Source organism: Actinomadura montaniterrae (assembly GCF_008923365.1).
Classification (GTDB): Bacteria; Actinomycetota; Actinomycetes; order Streptosporangiales; family Streptosporangiaceae; genus Spirillospora; species Spirillospora montaniterrae.
This window is the reverse complement of sequence record NZ_WBMR01000001.1, coordinates 196,241-214,801: the sequence shown is the minus strand read 5'-3', so window position 1 is coordinate 214,801 and position 18,561 is coordinate 196,241. Positions and strand designations below refer to the sequence as shown.

At 68.1% G+C, this 18,561-nt stretch carries 17 protein-coding genes; 10 read left to right on the top strand and 7 right to left on the bottom strand.

Annotated features, from left to right (window positions below; translation table 11 throughout):
- The first annotated feature begins 123 nt into the window (after positions 1 to 123).
- The 3 genes from F9B16_RS00990 to F9B16_RS00980 all read left to right on the top strand — a co-directional run bounded on the left by F9B16_RS00990 (position 124) and on the right by F9B16_RS00980 (position 3,883).
- Complete coding sequence (locus F9B16_RS00990) at positions 124 to 1,065, top strand: DUF6924 domain-containing protein (protein ID WP_151537863.1); 942 nt, start codon at positions 124 to 126, stop codon at positions 1,063 to 1,065.
- A 476-nt stretch (positions 1,066 to 1,541) separates the two neighbouring features.
- Complete coding sequence (locus F9B16_RS00985) at positions 1,542 to 2,918, top strand: hypothetical protein (RefSeq protein ID WP_151537862.1); 1,377 nt, start codon at positions 1,542 to 1,544, stop codon at positions 2,916 to 2,918.
- A gap of 407 nt (positions 2,919 to 3,325) precedes the next feature.
- Positions 3,326 to 3,883, top strand: a complete 558-nt coding sequence (locus F9B16_RS00980; protein ID WP_151537861.1) for a hypothetical protein — start codon at positions 3,326 to 3,328, stop codon at positions 3,881 to 3,883.
- Positions 3,884 to 4,199: 316 nt separating this feature from the next.
- Here the strand turns inward: F9B16_RS00980 and F9B16_RS00975 are convergent, their stop codons facing one another.
- Positions 4,200 to 4,640, bottom strand: coding sequence for a helix-turn-helix domain-containing protein (locus tag F9B16_RS00975; protein WP_151537860.1), 441 nt, complete (start codon positions 4,638 to 4,640; stop codon positions 4,200 to 4,202).
- 78 nt (positions 4,641 to 4,718) lie between these two features.
- Here F9B16_RS00975 and F9B16_RS52250 point away from each other — a divergent pair, with 78 nt between their 5' ends.
- The 6 genes from F9B16_RS52250 (at position 4,719) to F9B16_RS00945 (ending at position 11,116) form a co-directional block, all read left to right on the top strand.
- A complete protein-coding gene (locus F9B16_RS52250) occupies positions 4,719 to 5,669 on the top strand; it encodes an ATP-binding protein (protein WP_151537859.1) in 951 nt (316 codons plus the stop codon).
- A gap of 1,066 nt (positions 5,670 to 6,735) precedes the next feature.
- Positions 6,736 to 7,701 (top strand): D-isomer specific 2-hydroxyacid dehydrogenase family protein, encoded by a 966-nt coding sequence (locus F9B16_RS00965; protein WP_225991241.1) that lies wholly within the window; start codon positions 6,736 to 6,738, stop codon positions 7,699 to 7,701.
- Positions 7,698 to 8,738 carry a D-alanine--(R)-lactate ligase gene (gene vanA, locus F9B16_RS00960; protein WP_151537857.1) on the top strand — a complete coding sequence of 347 codons (1,041 nt, stop codon included), beginning with the start codon at positions 7,698 to 7,700 and terminating at the stop codon, positions 8,736 to 8,738. The genes F9B16_RS00965 and vanA overlap by 4 nt, the downstream gene beginning before the upstream one ends.
- A complete protein-coding gene (vanX, locus tag F9B16_RS00955) occupies positions 8,735 to 9,343 on the top strand; it encodes a D-Ala-D-Ala dipeptidase VanX (protein ID WP_151537856.1) in 609 nt (202 codons plus the stop codon). Before vanA ends, vanX begins: the two co-directional genes overlap by 4 nt.
- 58 nt (positions 9,344 to 9,401) lie before the next feature.
- On the top strand, positions 9,402 to 9,986 hold the full coding sequence (locus tag F9B16_RS00950; protein WP_151537855.1) for a hypothetical protein: 585 nt from the start codon (positions 9,402 to 9,404) through the stop codon (positions 9,984 to 9,986).
- Positions 9,986 to 11,116, top strand: a complete 1,131-nt coding sequence (locus tag F9B16_RS00945) for a UDP-N-acetylglucosamine--N-acetylmuramyl-(pentapeptide) pyrophosphoryl-undecaprenol N-acetylglucosamine transferase (RefSeq protein ID WP_151537854.1) — start codon at positions 9,986 to 9,988, stop codon at positions 11,114 to 11,116. Before F9B16_RS00950 ends, F9B16_RS00945 begins: the two co-directional genes overlap by 1 nt.
- Positions 11,117 to 11,174: 58 nt before the next feature.
- Here the strand turns inward: F9B16_RS00945 and F9B16_RS00940 are convergent, their stop codons facing one another.
- From F9B16_RS00940 to F9B16_RS00920, 6 genes are all read right to left on the bottom strand, one after another.
- Positions 11,175 to 12,308 (bottom strand): sensor histidine kinase, encoded by a 1,134-nt coding sequence (locus tag F9B16_RS00940; RefSeq protein ID WP_318839207.1) that lies wholly within the window; start codon positions 12,306 to 12,308, stop codon positions 11,175 to 11,177.
- A 10-nt stretch (positions 12,309 to 12,318) separates the two neighbouring features.
- Positions 12,319 to 12,951: a response regulator transcription factor gene (locus tag F9B16_RS00935; RefSeq protein WP_151537852.1), complete on the bottom strand. Its 633-nt coding sequence runs from the start codon at positions 12,949 to 12,951 to the stop codon at positions 12,319 to 12,321.
- A gap of 322 nt (positions 12,952 to 13,273) precedes the next feature.
- Entirely contained in the window at positions 13,274 to 14,335 is a 1,062-nt protein-coding gene (locus tag F9B16_RS00930; RefSeq protein WP_151537851.1) for a recombinase family protein, read from the bottom strand.
- Between the two features lie 678 nt (positions 14,336 to 15,013).
- On the bottom strand, positions 15,014 to 15,319 hold the full coding sequence (locus tag F9B16_RS50560) for a hypothetical protein (RefSeq protein WP_192808542.1): 306 nt from the start codon (positions 15,317 to 15,319) through the stop codon (positions 15,014 to 15,016).
- A 214-nt stretch (positions 15,320 to 15,533) separates the two neighbouring features.
- Complete coding sequence (locus F9B16_RS00925; RefSeq protein WP_151537850.1) at positions 15,534 to 15,938, bottom strand: MerR family transcriptional regulator; 405 nt, start codon at positions 15,936 to 15,938, stop codon at positions 15,534 to 15,536.
- A 260-nt stretch (positions 15,939 to 16,198) separates the two neighbouring features.
- Positions 16,199 to 16,633 carry an Hsp20/alpha crystallin family protein gene (locus tag F9B16_RS00920; RefSeq protein ID WP_151537849.1) on the bottom strand — a complete coding sequence of 145 codons (435 nt, stop codon included), beginning with the start codon at positions 16,631 to 16,633 and terminating at the stop codon, positions 16,199 to 16,201.
- A gap of 1,244 nt (positions 16,634 to 17,877) precedes the next feature.
- Between F9B16_RS00920 and F9B16_RS00915 the strand changes: the two genes are divergently transcribed.
- Positions 17,878 to 18,315: a VOC family protein gene (locus F9B16_RS00915; protein ID WP_151537848.1), complete on the top strand. Its 438-nt coding sequence runs from the start codon at positions 17,878 to 17,880 to the stop codon at positions 18,313 to 18,315.
- Positions 18,316 to 18,561: the final 246 nt, after the last annotated feature.

Sequence of the window (18,561 nt, the reverse complement as noted above, 5' to 3'; positions counted from 1 at the left end):
ACTGCCAGTACTGGGCGCCCGGCCCTGCGCCGGCGGCGACGGCCTTGAGGGCAAAAGTGTCCTACCGATGCACCACCATGGCCGGAACCGTCACCACGACAGCGGCTTTTCCGGAGGAGAACCATGGCCTTTCCCGCCCTTCCCCAGCCCGCGCCCGGCGAAGTGCTCTTGGTATGCACCTGTTTCAGGGACGGCGCGCCATTATGGGGCGGGCTGCTCGATGAGATCCGAGGTCGTCGGGAAGGTGATGTGCTCGTCGTGGACGGCGACGTTCGGCTCCGCTTGGTCGAAGGCCCCGCGTGGAATTCACTGCACGGCGGGAACGTACCGGCGGTCGTCCCTGACGGCGACTCGGCGCAGCAGGTCGCCGTCCTGGCGGACATTCCGGTGGCCTATGGCGGCAGCGGGCCGCTGCTGATCGACCTGGCCGGCGCGCCCGGACGCGGCGTCCGCGTCCCGTCGGCCCGCCTCGGCGAAATCCTGATCGCCCTGACGAGCGGCACCCTCACCTTCGACCAGCTCGTGCGCGACATGGACGTGACCGGGATGTACCAGGGGGATCGAGGCCGGCCGGCCTTCCCCGCACCGGCCGCGCCCCCGCACCGCGCCTTCCCGGTGCTGCCCGCCACCGACGCCGCCCTGCTGGTCCGCACCTGCTTCGACGACGAGGACGGCTGGCACGCCCTGCTCGCCGATCTGCACGGAGCCGACGAGAAGGGCTGGGTCGGCGCGGATCTGGACCCCGACGAGATCGACGTCGAGAACTACCCGCTGATGGCGCGGGTCGTCGACGACCGGGCCTTCGAGGACCTCCAACCGGGCCAGGTCCCCGCGCTGGTCCCGCCGGAGGTGCACACCACGCTGGTCGCGCTCGCCGACGCCAGGACCTTCGCCGAAGCGGGCCGCCCGCTGACCGTCGTCGACCTCTACGACACCCCTGGGCAGCCTGCCGTCCTCCCCTGCAACAAAGTCGGATCGCTGGCATGCAATCTGGAGATCGCCAACATGGACTTCCACGAATTCGTCGCTCAGAAGGACGTCAAACCGTGGTGGGAGGCCCCCTGAAGCCGGCACCACACGCCGCGAACGGTGGACGACGGCGGGCGGTATCAGCGGCGGTGCATGGTCTCGTTGACCGTTAGGCGGGCCTCGTGCAGGCGGTCATACATGCCGGTACCACCGAGCAGTTTGGTCAGGACGGGGACGCACCCGACGATGATGAGCAGGAGACAGGAGCCAGGGGGCGGCGCCGGCGTTGGAGTCCACCCCAACGGCACCAAAGTCAAGCTCACAGACTTGGTCGTGAGCGCAGTCAAGCGCCCCTACCGCTGCGAAGACCGCCGGTACGCTCCGCTCGCTGGCGCCCGCGCCCGCAAGCAGCGTTCCGCGGGTGACTCCGGTCCCAGCCCGCCGACCCGGGAAGCGACACGCCACCACTACGAGCCGCCCCGGTGATCCCCGAGCCCCACAACGGTTGCACCGGAACCGAGAGTCATGCGTCATGCTCAGGGGGCGGAATACCGGAGCGAAGGGGGCCGCCTGTGTGCAGTGTCTGCGGTGACTCCGACCCTCGGCTGATCGGCCTGGCCTACAACCAGGCCGCTCCACTCCATATCCTGCTGAGACTCCTGCAGGCGGGGCCGCACGATGTACGGCACGCACTGGCCACGCGCACGGCGATGCCGGAAAGGCTTGTCGACGAAATCGTCCATCATCGCGACCGGAGCGTGCGGCGGGCTCTGTCCTGGAATCTGGCGGTGGGGCCTCAGGTCCGGTCCCGGCTGGCCACCGACCCCGATCTCGGCGTCAGGGTGAACCTGGTCGAGCACTGCAATTACCGGTCCCAGGTATCGACCCTCGAGCCGCGGACGCCCCTGACCGTCGAGGCGTACGAACTCCTGGCCACCGATCCCGAACGAGTGGTCCGCGAAGAAGTCGCCCTGCAGCGGTACACACCTGCGCATGTCAGGGATCTACTGGCAGCCGATCCCGATCCGGCCGTCCGCCTTTGCCTGATCGATGCCTGGTCGCAGCTGAGCACCGCGGCCAGGGCCGCCCTGCTGTCGGATGCCGACCCCCAGGTGCGGCAGGCAGCCACGCAACGCCAGGCCCCTGCGGCGATCATCGAGTCCGAAAGCGACCTCTCCCCTTGGACCTCGAAACGGGTGATCCTCGCGCGCCCGCTGGCCGAGCGTCTTGCCCGCGACGGCGATGCCGGCACACGCGCCAGGGTGGCCACCGAACCGAGCCTGCCGGCCGATCTCGTCGCCGAGCTGGCCATCGATCCGGACCCGGAGGTGCGGCTCGCCGTGTCCCGGCGCGCCGATCTCACCGAGCAGCAGCGCGCGGCCATCGACTACACCGACGACCCCGGCCGGCTCTTTCATCCACTCGAGTGGGTGACCGATGCGTGCGGCGACCCGGAGATCATGCGCCGGTGCGCGACGTCGGCGCATCCCGCGTTGAGACGCAGCGCCGCGTACTGTCCGCATCTTCCAGCCGACCTCGTGCGGACGTTGGCCAACGACGACGATTTCGTGGTTCGGCTGTTCCTGGCCGAGAACCATCCGGACCCACCCGGTGAGCTGCTGCTCAGGATGGTCCTGGAGTTCGAGGGATACTCCCAGGCCAAGATGTTGCACCACCCGAACTTCCCGCGCTCCGGACTGCGCCACTACGCCACCTCACCCGACCCGCGCGAACGCGCATTGGCGACCCTGGACCCGGACATCCCACCCCAAGCGATCGAAACTCTCAGCCGCGATCCCGACCTGACGGTGCGGCGTTCAGCGGCCGCCGACGCCCGACTGCCCACACCACGGCTCCTGGAAATGCTGTCCCACGACGACACCGCTGAAGCAGCCGCGTGCAACCCGGCCTTGCCGCTCCAGACCATGGAAGACATCCTGCGCCGATGACCGCAGCACTTGGGCGCGGCGCCGCCCCTTCAAGGAGAAGGGTGCCGTTCCGACGGACGACGCCGCCGATGGCGTTCGGCGGTCAGGTTCTGGTCAGGTGGCGGGCGACGGGACCGGCCCGGAGAGACCGCACGCCCAGGACCCGCCGGCAGCCGCCAGGCCGGCCCTTGAAGTGCAAGGACGGATGCCGTTAACGAACGTGGCGATGGCCGCAAACGGATGGACAGGCGCAACCGGAGCTTGGTCGGCAGCCGGAGACCGACCCCCGGGACATGGTCGGTGGCGCCCTGCCGGCCTGCGGTTCAGCGCTGAGCGCCGACATGCGACCGGGCCCGGCCCCGGGCGGCGGGAAGACCTGGCCACAGTCTCGGCCCCGAAGCCTCCTCGCGGGCCTACAGTTCTGTCGCATGACTTCGCCGCCGCCCTCGTACGGTTTCACCCGCAGGCGACCGGCCGCGGTCGAGATCGCGTTCTGGATCGCGGTCGTGGTGCCGCCGCTGGCGACCGTGCTCAACGTGGCCGCCTTCGTGGTCGTGAAGAGGGCCGTGGACGACGTGTTCGGCACGACGGGCGGGGACGCTCAGGCGTCGATGTACGAACTCCGTGACAAGGTGAACGGGCCCCTGCTCGGCCTGTTCCTCTTCTTCACGGCCCTCTACCTGCTGCTGAGCGGTCTGTGGATCCTGCTCGGCCTCAAGATGCGCGGCGGCCGACACTGGGCTCGGATCACGCTGACCGTGTTCGCCTCCCTGTGGGCCCTGTCCAGCCTCGTCGCGCTGATCCGCGGCGACACCCAGGGCTTCACCACCGGCTACATACCCCCCTTCTTCGAGTTCCCGAGCTCATACCTCGTACTGGACTACACGCGAAGCGCCCTGGATCTGGTCGCCATGGCCGCATTCATCCCGCTGGTCTTCCTGAGGCGGTCCAACCAGTACTTCACAGCCCGACGCCCACCTGCCTGAGTCGGCTCACCCCCGGCCCCGCTACGTCTCCGACCGCACCGCACCAGGCAGCTCAGCACCCTCCAGCAGGCCGCAGATCAGGTGGAACCGACGAGGAAGTCGGCCGCGGCGAGCATGTCCACCAGCCGGTCGATGCGAGCAGGGCACGGGAGGGCCCGTAGAGCAGATCGCCGAGCCTCGCGGCTGGATCCGCACAGTGGCACTGCGGCGGCACCGGGCGCGGCGCCGGGTGAACGTCCTGGTGCCGTGGCTGCCCAAGGCGCCCGCGCCAGGACATGCCGAGTTGACCGGACAGGCCCGCGACCTGCTGGCCGTACTAGGTGCCGATGCGAATGCCCTTGCATGGGAAGTCGCCGTGTTTCGCGATCCGGCCGACCTGGGAGGTGGCGGCCGACACGCGGCAGGCACCGGCCACGTGCTGGGGGAACAGCCCGGTGGGACCAGGTCGCTGCTGGGGCAGCGGCATGCTGGTTTCTGTGGCCACGATCGCTACGCGGACCTCGGGCCCGTAGATCTTCGGCTGCCCCAGCCGTTCGGCGTCCCGCAAGCCGCCCGGGCCCAGTGCGGAGAACGGTCCACGCCACTTGCGCACCGTGTTCACGTTGACCTCGAGCTCCCTGGCGATCGCACCATGGGCGAGCCCGTCCGCCGCGCCGAGGACGATCCGGGCCGGCAGCATCGCCCGCACCTCGGACTTGGCCGATGCCACCGTCAGCACCAGCCGCTCGCGGACCCGCGAATCGATCGCCACCGCCACCGCTGTCCCCGCCCGTCGCCCATCCTCCACAGCCACCGATCATGGTCGGGCCGTTGCCGCACCCGGCAGGATGGGCGCGTGCCGAAGAACCCCCCGGAATCGATGCAGCACCACCTACGCCAGCGTCTGAACCACCACGCCCGCGCCTGCTGGCCCCACGTGGACACCATCACGGTCAGCTTCCGCAGCGGATTCGCCTACGTGGCGGCCGAGTTGCCCGGCGAGCAGAGCCTGCCACTGTGCCGACTGCGTTTCACCGGCGTACTGCACACCTGGGGCTTCGGGCTCTACCTGGCAGACAACGACAGCTACCGGGACAACATCCTGCCCAGCGGGCTGCCGGCCGGCTCCCCGGAGGAAGCCCTCGACTGCGCAGGCCACATCTACCTCAACACACTCGCGCCCGCCATCCGGGTGCCGGCAGGACTCGTCGTCCTCGTCGGTCCACCAGCCTCGGGTAAGACCAGCTTCGTTCGGGCACTGATCGCGCGCCGGCAGATCGACGCGGAAGCCGTGGTGTCCAGCGACGAGATCCGCGCGGAGCTTTTCGGCACCTCACCCGCGCCGGCGGAATCCGACGCGGCGGACGCACGGATCTTCGAGGAACGTGACCGCAGGATCGTCGCCAGGCTCGCGGCCGGGCACAGCGCGGTCGCCGAGTCAACGAACGTCACGCCGCAGGCACGTGCACGACTCATCGCCATCGCCAGGCGCTTCAAGGCCCCGGTGATCATGCTGCGATTCACCCCGGACGTCACCGATCTTCTCCAGCAGCACACAGAGCGAGGGCGTACGGACCTCACCGCCGCGGACGTCCGTGCCTACGCCGCCATCATGACCCGGGACGCCGGTGCCGACCAGCTCCGCTCCGAGGGCGCGACCAGCGTCCACGATGTCCCCGGACGTCGCCAAGCGACCACGCCCGCCGAAGCCGCCGCGCACTTCTCGTTCGTCTCACAAACGCGACGTGCTCGCACCTCCCCCTCCACTCCACGAACTTCCGCGGACCACCACGAGAGGCCAACCTGATCGTATGGTCAGCGGACCACACGGGGCGGCGGCGAAAAGCAGCAGGCCACCAGTCGGAGTCCGTCACGAGAAGGTGAACCTAGCGGCTGGTCACCGCCGCTATTCGTAATGGAGTCTGAGGCACCGGCCCGTGCCCGGCGCTGGGCGCGGTGGCCGGCACCTTTCTTTGACGCCTCGGTGTCGCATGGGTCATCGGCGACGTCCCCAGGTTGACGGTGGGGCTGCCGCAGCACCTCGCGGAACGCTTCCCAGGAGTACCGGAAGTCTTTACCGGTCTTCAGCGCGGGGATCTTCCCGGCGTTGCCCATCCGGCGAACGGTCTAAGGCGAGAGACCCAGCTTGGTCGCAAGCTCGGCAGCGGTGAGCACATCGGAATCGTGGCCAGGCATGTGGGTCATCGCCGGCTCTGTGCTAGCGGACCGGGCCTAGCACGTACGTCCGCGTACCCGGGAGCGTGACGGTTTCCAAGAAGTCACACGTCTGATCTGAAACTGACCGAGCCTCGCGTCGGAGCCCGCCAACTCCCATGCCTCTCACCTGCATGGACGAGGTTTTCGGCAGGCACAGGCACCGGTCCCACGCCGTACGGAGCCGGGTCGCGGCTCGTATGCCGCCGTGCGGGCCCTCGTCCGTAGGGGTCTGCGCATGTCCGGTCTCCCCGTGCCGGAGCACCTGGACGCCCGTACGGTGCCACCGCTCCCCTAGCACCGGCGCCGGTGGAACTGATCAGCGTGGACTGGAGGAGCTGGTTCGCGCGCGGTGCAAGCTGCCGGGTACACCACGTTGACAGGACGGTCGTCGAAAGGATTCGGGGCCATCTCGCCGTGGGCGATACGGCGCTCGTCAAGGATTCCCGCGTGGCACGTCTGCAACGAGATGGCCGCTGCGCTCACGTGACTCGGCAGCTTGGGGCGGCATATCGTCCGCGTATCGGAAACCGCATACGTGCTGACAACACGGCGCCGTCTTGACTTGAGACATGGCCTCCAACGAATTGGGTCTGTCTTATAGCGAAGCGACCACGGAGCATCGCGCCCGAACGGTGACCGGGCCATCTCCCTCGCCCATCCCGGCGACGGGACTCGCGGTCTTCGGATGCGGCCAGGACGAAGCCGGCTTGTTCCAGCAGGCAGGGGCACGCCTCGGATTGTCGCTCACCATCACCGAGGCCGCCGTCTGCGAGAGCAACGCTGAACTGGCACGTGGCAACCGGTGCGTCAGCGTGAACCATAAGACTCAGATCACCAATCCCACGCTTCTGGCGCTCAGCGAGGCCGGCGTGGAATACATCTGCACCAGAAGCATCGGCTACGACCACATCGATCTGGTGTACGCCGAGCGCGTCGGCATCTCGGTCGGCAATGTCGCCTACTCACCGGACAGCGTGGCCGACTACACGTTGATGTTGATGCTGATGGCCGTGCGCCACGCGAAATCCACCATCCGCCGCACCGACGCTCATGACTATCGGCTGAGCGACGCTCGCGGCAGGGAGCTGCGGGACCTGACCGTCGGGGTGGTCGGAACAGGCCGCATCGGCACAGCGGTCATCGACCGGCTGCGAGGCTTCGGCTGCCGCGTGCTGACCCACGACACCCGATCTCACGTCTCAACCGGCCACGTGCCGCTCGACGAACTGATCGAACTGAGCGACATCGTGACGCTCCACGTCCCGCTCACGGCGGACACCCACCACCTCCTCGATCGCCATCGCATCGAGCGGATGAAGCCCGGCGCGTACATCGTCAACACAGGTCGAGGACCGCTGCTCGATACCGACGCGCTCCTCGCCGCACTGGAGAGCGGCAGGTTGGGCGGCGCGGCACTGGACGTTCTCGAAGGCGAGGAAGGCATCTTCTACGCCGACTGCCGAAACAGGAATCTCGAGAACGAGGCCCTGGTGCGGCTGCAGCGCCTGCCGAATGTCCTGATCAGTCCGCACTCCGCCTACGACACCGACCACGCCCTGAAAGACATCGTCGAGAACACCATCGTCAACTTCCTGGACTTCGAATGCGGGAGAACGGCATGAGCAGACTGAAGGTCGGACTCATCTTCGGAGGCGCTTGCGAGGAACATCCCGTCTCCATCAAGTCGGCGCGCGAGGTGGCGAGGAACCTCGACACCGAGAAGTACGAGCCGTTCTGGATCGGCATCACGGCCGACGGCGTGTGGAAACTGTGCGACGGCCCCGGCGCGGACTGGGAGAACGGCAGTGCCCGTCCCGTCACGTTGTCACCCGACCGGAGCGTGCACGGCCTGCTGGTCATGGGCGAGGAGGGCTATGAGACGGTGCGCCTCGACCTCGTGTTCCCCGTACTTCACGGCAAGCTCGGCGAAGACGGCGCGATCCAAGGCCTGTTGGAACTCTCCGGCATCCCCTACGTCGGCTGTGACATCCAGGGCTCGGCCTTGTGCATGGACAAGTCCCTGGCCTACACCGTCGCCAAGAGCGCGGGGATCGCCACGCCGAACTTCTGGGTCATCGCGGAGAACGAGAAGGTCGATTCCGACCGTCTCCGGTATCCCGTTTTCGTGAAGCCGGCCCGTTCGGGCTCCTCGTTCGGCGTCAGCAAGGTCAGCGACAAGAACGAGTTGACGAGCGCGCTGAGCACGGCGTACCGATACGACTCGAAGGCCTTGATCGAGGAGGCCGTGGCCGGCCGCGAGATCGGCTGCGCGGTCCTCGAAGAACCCTTCGGCCTCGTCACCGGCGAAGTGGACCGCGTCGACCTCTCGCACGGGTTCTTCAGGATCCACCAGGAGGACTCACCCGAGACCGGATCGGAGAACTCGACGTTCATCGTTCCCGCCGACATCTCCGACGACTCGCGCCGGCTCGTCCAGGAGACCGCCAAGACCATCTACCGCGCCCTGGGCTGCAAGGGACTCGCCCGCGTCGACATGTTCCTCACCGACGACGGACAGGCGGTGCTCAACGAGGTCAACACCATGCCCGGCCTGACGTCCTACAGCCGCTACCCACGGATGATGGCCGCCGCGGGACTGTCGCTGTCCGCCGTGATCGACCGGCTCATCGCGATGACCCTGCACGGGAAGAAGCGGTGAACGACGACTTCGGCTACGTCGACGACTTGGTGCCGGGCGTCCGCTGGGATGCCAAGTACGCCACCTGGGACAACTTCACCGGCAAACCGGTGGACGGCTATCTCGCCAATCGCATCGTCGGCACCCGATCCCTGTGCGCGGCCCTGGAGCAAGCACGCGAGAAGGCGGCCGCCCTCGGCTTCGGGCTGCTTCTCTGGGACGGGTATCGCCCCCAACGCGCCGTCGACTGCTTTCTCCGCTGGTCGGAGCAGCCCGAGGACGGCCGGACCAAACCGCGGCACTACCCGAACATCGACCGGACCCAGTTGTTCAAGCACGGATATGTGGCCGAGAAGTCGGGCCACAGCAGGGGCGGCGCCGTCGACCTGACCCTCTATCACCTTGCCACCGGTGAGCTTGCTCCCATGGGTGGCGGCCACGACCTCATGGACCCGATCTCACGTCATCGAGCCCGCGGAATCACGCCGATCGAAGCCCAGAACCGTGAGCATCTCCGTTCCGTCATGGAGGACTGCGGATTCGATCGGTACGACCGCGAATGGTGGCACTACACGCTGCGAAACGAACCCCATCCTGATGTCTACTTCGACTTCCCCATCACGTGACCGGAGCCTCCATTGCATCTCGCAGTGGGGACATCTAGAACGCAACGACGACGTCGTCATGCGGCGCACCGGCCCATCGGGGCTGGAGGTCTTCTTGGGCGGCGCCGCTCCATCCCGTCTGCACGACTGGGCCTCCGACGGATACCGCTCAAGCGAGGAATACCTGTTCTGGTCCCGCAAGGTCTGCGGTCTGGCGTGCTTGCAGTCGCTGCTCCACGGCTGGACCGACATCCGGCTGTCGATGGGCGAACTCCTCGCGCTGGCCCTCGACTGGGGCTGCTACGTGGTGGAGCCCTCCGGCAAGGTCCAGGGACTCATCTACCGGCCGTTCATGGCCTGGGTCGGTTCACAGTTCGGTTTCCGCTGCGAACTGGTCGAGCGCACGCCCATTCACGTATCCAGCCGAGAGGTGCGACCCGGGCAGGTCATGATCGCGTCAGTATCGCCTGAGATTCGCGACCCGAACACCCGCGCGCCCCAACGTGGAGGCCACCTCGTGCTGGTCTATGCGGCCGATGACGGTGTCGTGCGGTTCCACAATCCGTCGGGCTATTCACACAACTCAGACTCCGCATCATTGCCCCTGCAGGTATTCGAGCGGTTTCACGCGAACCGCGGAATCTTGATCGGAGGGACATCGTGATGCCCGGCGGGCCGCCCCCGCGCGTCGTCGTCGCCGGTGGCCATTCGGCAGGGCACATCGAGCCCGCGATGAACTTCGCCGACGCGCTGCGCCGTCTGGAGCCCACGGCCGAGATCACCGCCCTCGGCACCGTCCGCGGCCTGGACACCACGCTCGTTCCCGCGCGCGGCTACCCGCTCGAACTCATCCCGCCGGCGCCGCTGCCGCGCAGACCGAACCGGGCCCTCCTGCAAACGCCGGGTAGGCTGCGCGACTCGGTGCGGGCGGCCGAGGCCGTGCTCGACCGCGTCCGGGCGGAGGTCGTGGTGGGCTTCGGCGGCTACGTGGCCATGCCGGCCTACCTCGCCGCCCGCAGGCAGGGCCTGCCGATCGTCGTCCACGAGGCGAACGCCCGGCCCGGAGTGGCCAACCGGGTGGCGGCCCGGATGACGACGCACGTGTTCACCGCCGCGCCGAGTGTCCGGCTGGCTCACGCCACCGCCATCGGAATCCCGCTGCGGCCGGCGATCACCAGGCTCGACCGGCCCGCGCTGCGCGAAGCCGCCCGCCGGCGATTCGGCCTTCGACCCGACGGACCGGTACTGATGGTCACCGGCGGCTCGCAGGGCGCCCGGTCGATCAACGCCGCGGTGTCCGGCGCGGCCGCGGCGTTGCGGGCGACCGGCGTGCAGGTGCTGCACATCACCGGGCCGCAGCACGTGGTCGAAGCACCGGACCGCGACCCCGCCGACCCGCCCTACGTCATCATGCCCTACGTGGACGAGATGCAGTACGCCTACGCCGCGGCCGACTTCGTGATCTGCCGCTCGGGAGCGATGACGTGCGCCGAACTGGCCGCCGTCGGCCTGCCGACCGCGTACGTCCCGCTCCCGCTGCGGGGCGGTGAGCAGCGGCTGAACGCCGAGCCGGTCATCGCGGCCGGTGGGGCACTGCTCGTCGACGACGCCGACATCGATCCGACCTGGATCGAGACCACCCTGATCCCGGTGCTCACCGATCCCGAGCGGATCGCGAAGATGTCGGCCCACGCGTCGGCGGCCGGCGCACCGGACGCGGACGTCATCCTGGCCGGGCACGTGCTCACCACGGTCGCGGAGCAGCGAAGTATCGCCTCACGAGGCTCGGAGTGAACCATGCGGCTACGGCCGGCGCCACGCGCTGGCCGTAGCCGCAACCGACGACGAGTCATCACTCGGTTTCTTCGCTGTCCGCGCTGAAAGCTCGTCCCGCCTCCGAGGGGGCCTGCCGAACTGTCGCGGGCAGTCGTACCGTGACGCAGAGCCCGCCGTCCGCGCGCGGGCTCAGCGAGAGCGTTCCGTCGTGCGCTTGGGTGATCCTCTTGGCGATCGCGAGACCGAGGCCGGCACCTACATGGTCGCTGCTGATCCGGTCGGTGCCGCGCTGGAACGGCTCGGTGAGGGTGGCCACCACGTGCGGGCTGAGCTTGTCGCCGGTGTTCTCGACCGTGAGCACGACGTCTTCAGGACCGACTGCGGTGCTGATTTGAACGACGCCGGATTCCGGCAAGTTGTGGACGATCGCGTTGTGCAGGAGATTCGTGGTCAACTGCAGCAGGAGCGCATGGGAGCCGACGGTCGGGGCGATGTCTCCGGAGATTTCCATGGCGACGCCGCGCTTCTCGGCAAGCGGGAGGAGCGTTTCGGTGGCTTCTTCCGCGATGAGAGACAGATCAACGTCATCTCGGGCGAAGGAGCCCCGGTCAGTGCGGCTGAGCAGCAGCAGTGCTTCGACGAGATCGATCGCGCGGGCGTTGACGACGCGGAGGCGTTCATCGAACTCGCTGCTTTCCCGGTTCGGATCATTGCGCGCGACATCGAGCATGGTCTGCATGATCGCAAGTGGAGTACGCAGTTCGTGGGAAGCGTTGGCCGCGAAGCGCTGCTGTTCGGCGACATGGGCTTCGAGCCGCGCGAGCATGCCATCGAAGGCGTCAGCGAGTTCCCGGAACTCGTCCTGGCGTCCCTCCAACTGGATCCGGTGAGAGAGCGACCCTCGCGCAGCCATGCGCGTGGCGTCCGTGATGCTGGTCAGCGGGACCAGCATCCGCCCGGCGAGGATCCACCCTCCGGCGAGGCCGAACACCAGCAGGAACGCCAGCACCATTATCGCGGCCGGGACGAAGACGGCTGGGCCGAAATTGCTGCTCGGGTCGAAGGCGCGTCGGAAGTCGGACAAATCAGGGGCGTACAGGCTGTTCGACCTTCCCCGCAGGAGGAACACCCACACGGCGGCGAGCAGCAAGGCACCCGCGATCATGAGGAATCCGACGTAGCTGAGGGTGAGCTTGAGGCGGACGCTCAACCCGGGCGCCCTATCCACGTTCGCCTCCCCCGCTCCTGACTTCTTGCCCTGTGTCGATTCGATATCCGACGCCAGGCGCCGTGGCGATCAGCCAGGGATCGCCATGCCGCTTGCGCAGTGCGGACACCGTGATGCGCACGGCATTGGTGAACGGGCCGGCCACGAGGACTTCGAGCACCGCGAACTGCTTCCGGGATAGCGAGACGTACCGGCCGTCCCGGTCGGCCTCGCAGCGCGAGTCCAGCCGCACATCGGCGAGCCCTCGTGCTGGCGGCTTGTTGTGGGCACGCCTGCGGTCAAGAGTCCTGAGACGGGGCACGAGTTCTTGCAATTCGAATGGCTTGGTGAGGTAGTCATCGGCGCCGAACTCGGCCCCGGAGGCCTTGTCGTACAGACGGCCCGCAGCCGTGGGCATCGGAATCGGCCTGCCGCTGCCTGAAGCGACGATACGTTCGGCGACCTCGTCGCCGGAAGGCCCGGGGATATCGCGGTCGGGGACGGCGATGGCCCAGGGATTGATGCTCAGCATCCCCAGGGCGGCGTCGCCGTCTCCGGCGATGTCGGCCGCGATGGCCTCCTGGCGCAGTCCATCGCAGATGGCCTCGGCCTTGTAGGGCTCATCCTCGACAACCAGCACACTCATGCTCCAAATCGTAGGCGCGAGGGGATATCGCCGACGTATCGAAACAGCACACCTGCGAGTTCTACGCGGAGTTGGAGCGTCGCCAGACCGGCCAGTAGGCGGTCACCGCTCAGGAGAGGACGTCGATTTCGCTGACGGCGAACAGATGGGGCAGCGTTTGCCGAATCTGATGGCGTCATTGAAGCCTGAGTCATCTCCCTAAAGCGGCCTGAAAGGGTCCTTGACGGAAATTGCCGGCGGCGGGGCAATCGCGAGTCCAACGACCGGCACCGGACGCCCGATGACGCTGCTGGCCGGCGTTATCAGGCCGGTGTCGCGTGGATCACCGGCAGTGGAGCAGGTGCGCTCGGGCGACCGCGCTAGCCGCCAGGTCCCGGGTACGCCAGGTCTCGGTGCTGCGCGGACTGTAGCTGTAACCAGGCTCGGCCGGCAGGTGCCGCCCGTTGGACGTCACGGCCCGCCATCCCGGGCGGATTCCCGTGGGCCATTCACGGTCGGCGGGCTCCTCGGCGCGAGGGCCTTCCCGCGGTTCGGTCTTGGTGATGGTCCCGGCGAGGTGTCCGTGGTGGGTGATGTGCCAGCGGTCTTCGTCCTGATCGTCGGGGACCAGCCGCCATTCCCCGTCCCAGCGAACAGGTGCCGCATCCTCGTTCTCCCGAAAAGCGCCGTCCGCGGATGCGTTCTCCCCGGGCGCGAGCGCGGGGTCGGCGGGAGGCTCGATGACGCGGGACCCGCCTGCCGCCTCGGGGACGTTCCTGTACAGCGTGGAGCGGCTGACCCCGAGCAGCCGGGCGATCGAGGCGACGGACTCGTCCGGCCGGGTCAGCAGAGAACGGGCCCGGCGGACCTGATCAGGAGTGAGCGCCGAAGGCCGCCCCCGCGTCGGCGTGGCCTCCCGGCCCTCGCGGGTGCCCTCCACGATCAGCTCGCGGATGAACTCCGCCAGGGCGGCGAACACATGGAAGACCAGGCGCCCGCCCGGCGTGGTGGTGTCGATCGCCTCGTGCAGCGACCGGAACCCGATCCCCCGCGTGCGCAGGCCGGCGACGATCGCGATGAGCTCCTTCAGTGAGCGGCTCAAGCGGTCCAGCGAGGGCACGACGAGGGTGTCGCCGGGCCGGGCGTACTCCAGCGCCTTCCACAGCTCGGCGCGCTCGACGTTCTGGCCGGACTTCTTGTCAGCGTAGATCCGTGCGCACCCGGCCTGCTCGAGCGCGGCGAGCTGCCGGTCCAGGGGCCGCCCGGTCGACACCCGGGCGTAGCCGATCAGGATTCCACCCTCGACTACGGCCGGCTCCGGCGCGAGCGGGTCCTCGCCCAGCGAGCCGTCCAGCAGCGGGCCCGCCGGAAGCTCGACGTCCTCCGATACCTGCCTCTCCTCCATGCCCGCGACTGTACGAAAATGGGTGGGGTGAGACTAGATGAACACTCGGAATTTCCGACGCGCTTTTAACGCCGCTTCGGCCGATTCGGCTCGCCTGGAGAGCCCTCGACGGACCGTATCCAAGAAACGAATGTTTTCGACGCCTGCGTCCAGCCACGGCAGCGTCGCCCGGGTGTTCGCGGTGAAGTATACGATCACGACCGCCCGGCACTCGGATCGCCCTCCCCGATAGGTGATCTATGAAGCAGGTAAGGCTAATGACACAGCCGAGGAGGTAGCGGGGTGGAGCCACGGTTCCGTCGACCATGTGGTCCTGGGGGAACCTCGGCGTCCCCTGGCCGCTCGGCTCTCTGAGCCTGAACGACTCCCGGGTCGTTCTCAAGACCGCCTGGAAGAGGTTCGTGTTCACCCCAGCCAACGTGGCCTTGCCGAGACGCTTCACGAAGAGGCGCCGCCGTTTGAGGCGTCGCAAAACGATCGTTTTACGCCAGGTTATTGGCCATGTCGTTTGGCAGCCCGGGCGGCCGCCGCCCGGTCGCGTCCTCAAAGAGGACGGAGGCCGCCCGCGATGGCGTTCATGAACGGAGTCTGGCCGCAGCCAAGACCAATCTCGGCGGCTTCAGGCGGTCGGCAGTCGATGTGTCGTCGACTGCCGACCGAGGTGCGTGGCAGGGGTGGTCAGCGCGCCGCTGGCGGCTTTCTCATCGATGTTCCGGTATCCGGTTCGATCGCACGTTCGTCCTCTTGGCGGGGGTAGACGTGCAGGAGCAGGGGGCTGAGGTCCGGACCGGTTGGGGGCTCGACGCGCATTCCGGCGGTGGTGAGGGCGGTGGTGTAGGCGGCGATTTCGGCGGCGGGGCTGAGGGTGCGGCGGCGGGCGCGAGAGGCGCAGGCGACCAGGAAGGGGTCGCCGTCGCGGCCGCCGTCGACGAAGAAGCCGTCGCCAGGGTGGCCGAATTCGGGGCGTCCGGCGTTGCGCAACACCTCCCGAATGGTCTCGGCGTCACGGTCGCGGCGGGACCTCAGCGGCTGCCGCCAGCGACCGTATCCGAACGCGGGAAGGTCCTCGACCTGCTCTGTGAGGGCGGACAAGCTGTCTTCTCCTGCACATCAACGACCACCGTGGCCAGGTGGCGGCTGGTGGTTCACGGGCGGATCTGTGATCAAGAACTGGGCAACGCGACTGCGTCCTTGCGGCTCAGGACGAAGCCAGGGGCGGCCGGTCGCAGAGCTGTGGTGCACCGGCTCCTTGTTCTTCTGGGCGACCTGGCGCGTGGCTTGTCGGCGCGCGGGTCCCGCCGTAGGCAGCGAGACGACGGGCGAGTTCGTCGCGTTCACGCGTGAGTTCGGCGAGTTCGTGCTGGAGCTCGAAGATCCGGCGGATGGCGGGCAGCGTCATGCCTTCGTCCATCATGGTGACGACCTGCTGGATGCGGCCGATCTCGGCACGGCTGTAGCGGCGCTGCCCACCCGCCGAGCGCTGCGGCGAAACGACCTGCTGGGTGTCGATGCGACGCAGGAACGCCTGCTGCACCTGCAGCATGTCGGCGACCTGCCCGACGGTGAACAGCGCCGCGTACTCGTCGTCCATGGGAAGCTTCACCGGCCGCCCTCCTTTCTAGTGATCACCGGCCTTCGTGCCGGGCCTGGTGCTCGGGGGCTTCGGACGGCTTCGAGGCAGCGGCCCGCCGCAGACGCGGCGCGGTGGTGCTGGTGTGACCCTGAATACCGCACTCGTCGCGGCGGGTCCGCTGCCGGCCGGGCGTTCACCGGGTTCCCCGATCCGAAACCGACACCCTCGCGGTGCGGTGCCGTGTCGGTGACGGCCGTTCATCGGGACGGTTGCCTGTGGCCCATTGGACGTCAGTTGCTGATCGCCTTCTGAGCCTGGACGGCGATCTTGCGGGGCTTCGCCTGCTCCAGAACGGGGATGCGGACGGCCAGGACGCCGTTGTTGTAGGCGGCCTCGATCGCGTCGGCGTCCAGGTGCTCCGACAGGTAGACGCGGCGGGTGAAGGCGCCCATCGTGCGCTCGCGGACGAAGACGCGCTCGCCTTCGCCGAACTCCTCCTCGCGCCGCGCGCTGACGGTCAGCACGCCGCGGTCCACGGTGACCTCGATCGAGCCGGGGTCGATCCCGGGCAGGTCGAACCGCAGGACGACGTCATCGGCGCGGCGGATCCCGTCCATCGGCATCCCCGCACCCTCGCCGCGGCCGCTCAGCCCGGCCTGCCGGATCGCGCGGTCGAACTGGCGCTCGAACTCCTGCACGAACGGGTCGATCGACGTCAGCAGCATCGCTCGCTCACCTCCGAAGATCCCCGGGGCCTCCACGCCCGGGACTGTTTGCGTCTCGCAGGGAAGGAACCCTGCAACTGAAATCATAAGTACCATGCCGTGCTGGTTGTCAAACATTGGTCGGCAGCCAAGCATCCAGCCCGCCCTCTGAGGTTGGTTCGACGTGTCAAGGCAGACCATCAGGCCAAGTGGGGGCGCCAAGAGAGGCTGTCGCCCCTGGACGAGGTGGCGTAGCCGACGGCAGCCCTCTCCTCGGCCTCTTCGCCGACACCTCTCGGCGGTGGGCTTGCTGACGACCAGGGGCTTGACATTTTTCTTCGGTCGTGGGTATAGAAAATGTGTATCGGTCGTAGACCTGGTGACGCTGGTAGAGGTTTCCGGGAGTGATCGACATGCAAGGGATGGCCCCGATTCGTGTGCCGCGGCGGGTCGGCCGTGAGTTCGCAGAGCTGATCTGCGCCGACGACCAGTGGCTGCGCGAGGAGTTCGACGCCCTGATCGCGGCAAGCTATGGCGCGCCACCTACCTGGCCCGGGCCGCCTGCACCCCCGTCCACTCCCCCCACCGGGCGACCGTGGCGATATGACGTGCCGGAGTCCCCTGGTCACCGCCGGGCCGGGGGCTCGGCCGCCGTCGGCGGCAACGCGATCCGGCGTCAGCGCTCACCTCCGCCGCGCCGACGTCGCTCTCCTGCATCGGTGCTCCAGCCGGAGCCTGGAGGTCGGATTCCCGCGACGGCCCGGCCATGACGCACCCGACGGTGGAGCATCCCGATGACGGAGCGAGCACCTCCCGGGGTGGTCCTCGGGACGAGCAGCCGTATATGCCGAGGCAGCACGTCACGACGGAAGGAGGAAACGGCAACCGGCAGAGACAGTCTCGCTCAGCGTCAGCGCATCAACCGGGCCGGCGAGTTCCCTCCCTCAGAACGCGCCGGCCCGGCTCTCGTGCCGTCACACGACTGCGCCGCCCACCAGCCAAGGGCGGTCCGCAACGGCGGGGCCTGCAGCGGGCGAGTCGCCGTAGCGGCCGGGTTCGGGAGAGCGCCACCGCCGACGGCTCTAGTGGTCCCGACTCGATCGAACAAACCCCGTGAGCAATCAGGAACTACGGTGAGCCCTGACAAACCGCCGGGTCCAGGCCATGACGGCGTTGAGGACGGCGGCGGCGCGGTAGACGGTCGCGTGCTTGTCACCCGGCTCGCCGTCGGAGCTGGTCGGCCCTGGCTCGGTAGCATGCGGCCCATGGCCATCAAGCTTGAGAACGTCGGCATCACCGTTCGCGACCTCGAAGCAGCGATCGCATTTTTCGCAGACCTCGGTCTCACGGTCGTCGGCCGTGACACGGTCAGTGGTGAGTGGACCGACACCGCCGTCGGCCTTGATGGCAACCACGTCAACATCGCGATGCTCCGGACGCCAGATGGCCACGGTCACCTCGAGCTCTTCGAGTACATCCACCCCACAGCGATCGAGTCGACGCCCACTCGTCCCAACGAGATCGGCATGCACCGCGTCGCGTTCTCGGTCGACGACATCGACAAAGCCCTTGAGATAGCCGCGAAACACGGATGCCGTCCGCTTCGCGGCGTGGCCACCTATGAGGACATCTGCAAGCTCGCGTACGTCCGCGGTCCCAGCGGCATCATCGTGATGCTCGCCGAGGAGTTGAAGCAGAGCTGACGTCCTATCGGCCCACTCAGGATGTGTTGCCGATCTCCTCGGGGTGGTGAGGCCATCCAGTGGGCCATCGTCATCGCCCGTTGTCCCGCAGGCCCGATAAGCCTCCGACGGATCACACGCCGCCGCCGAGCCCTGCCGTCTCTGCCCGCAGGATGGCACCGAAGACGCAGATCGGGACAGCACCGGCGGCAGAAACCACCGGCTTGCCAGCGGGCGGGGGCGGTCAATCTGAAGCCGTCCCAGGAC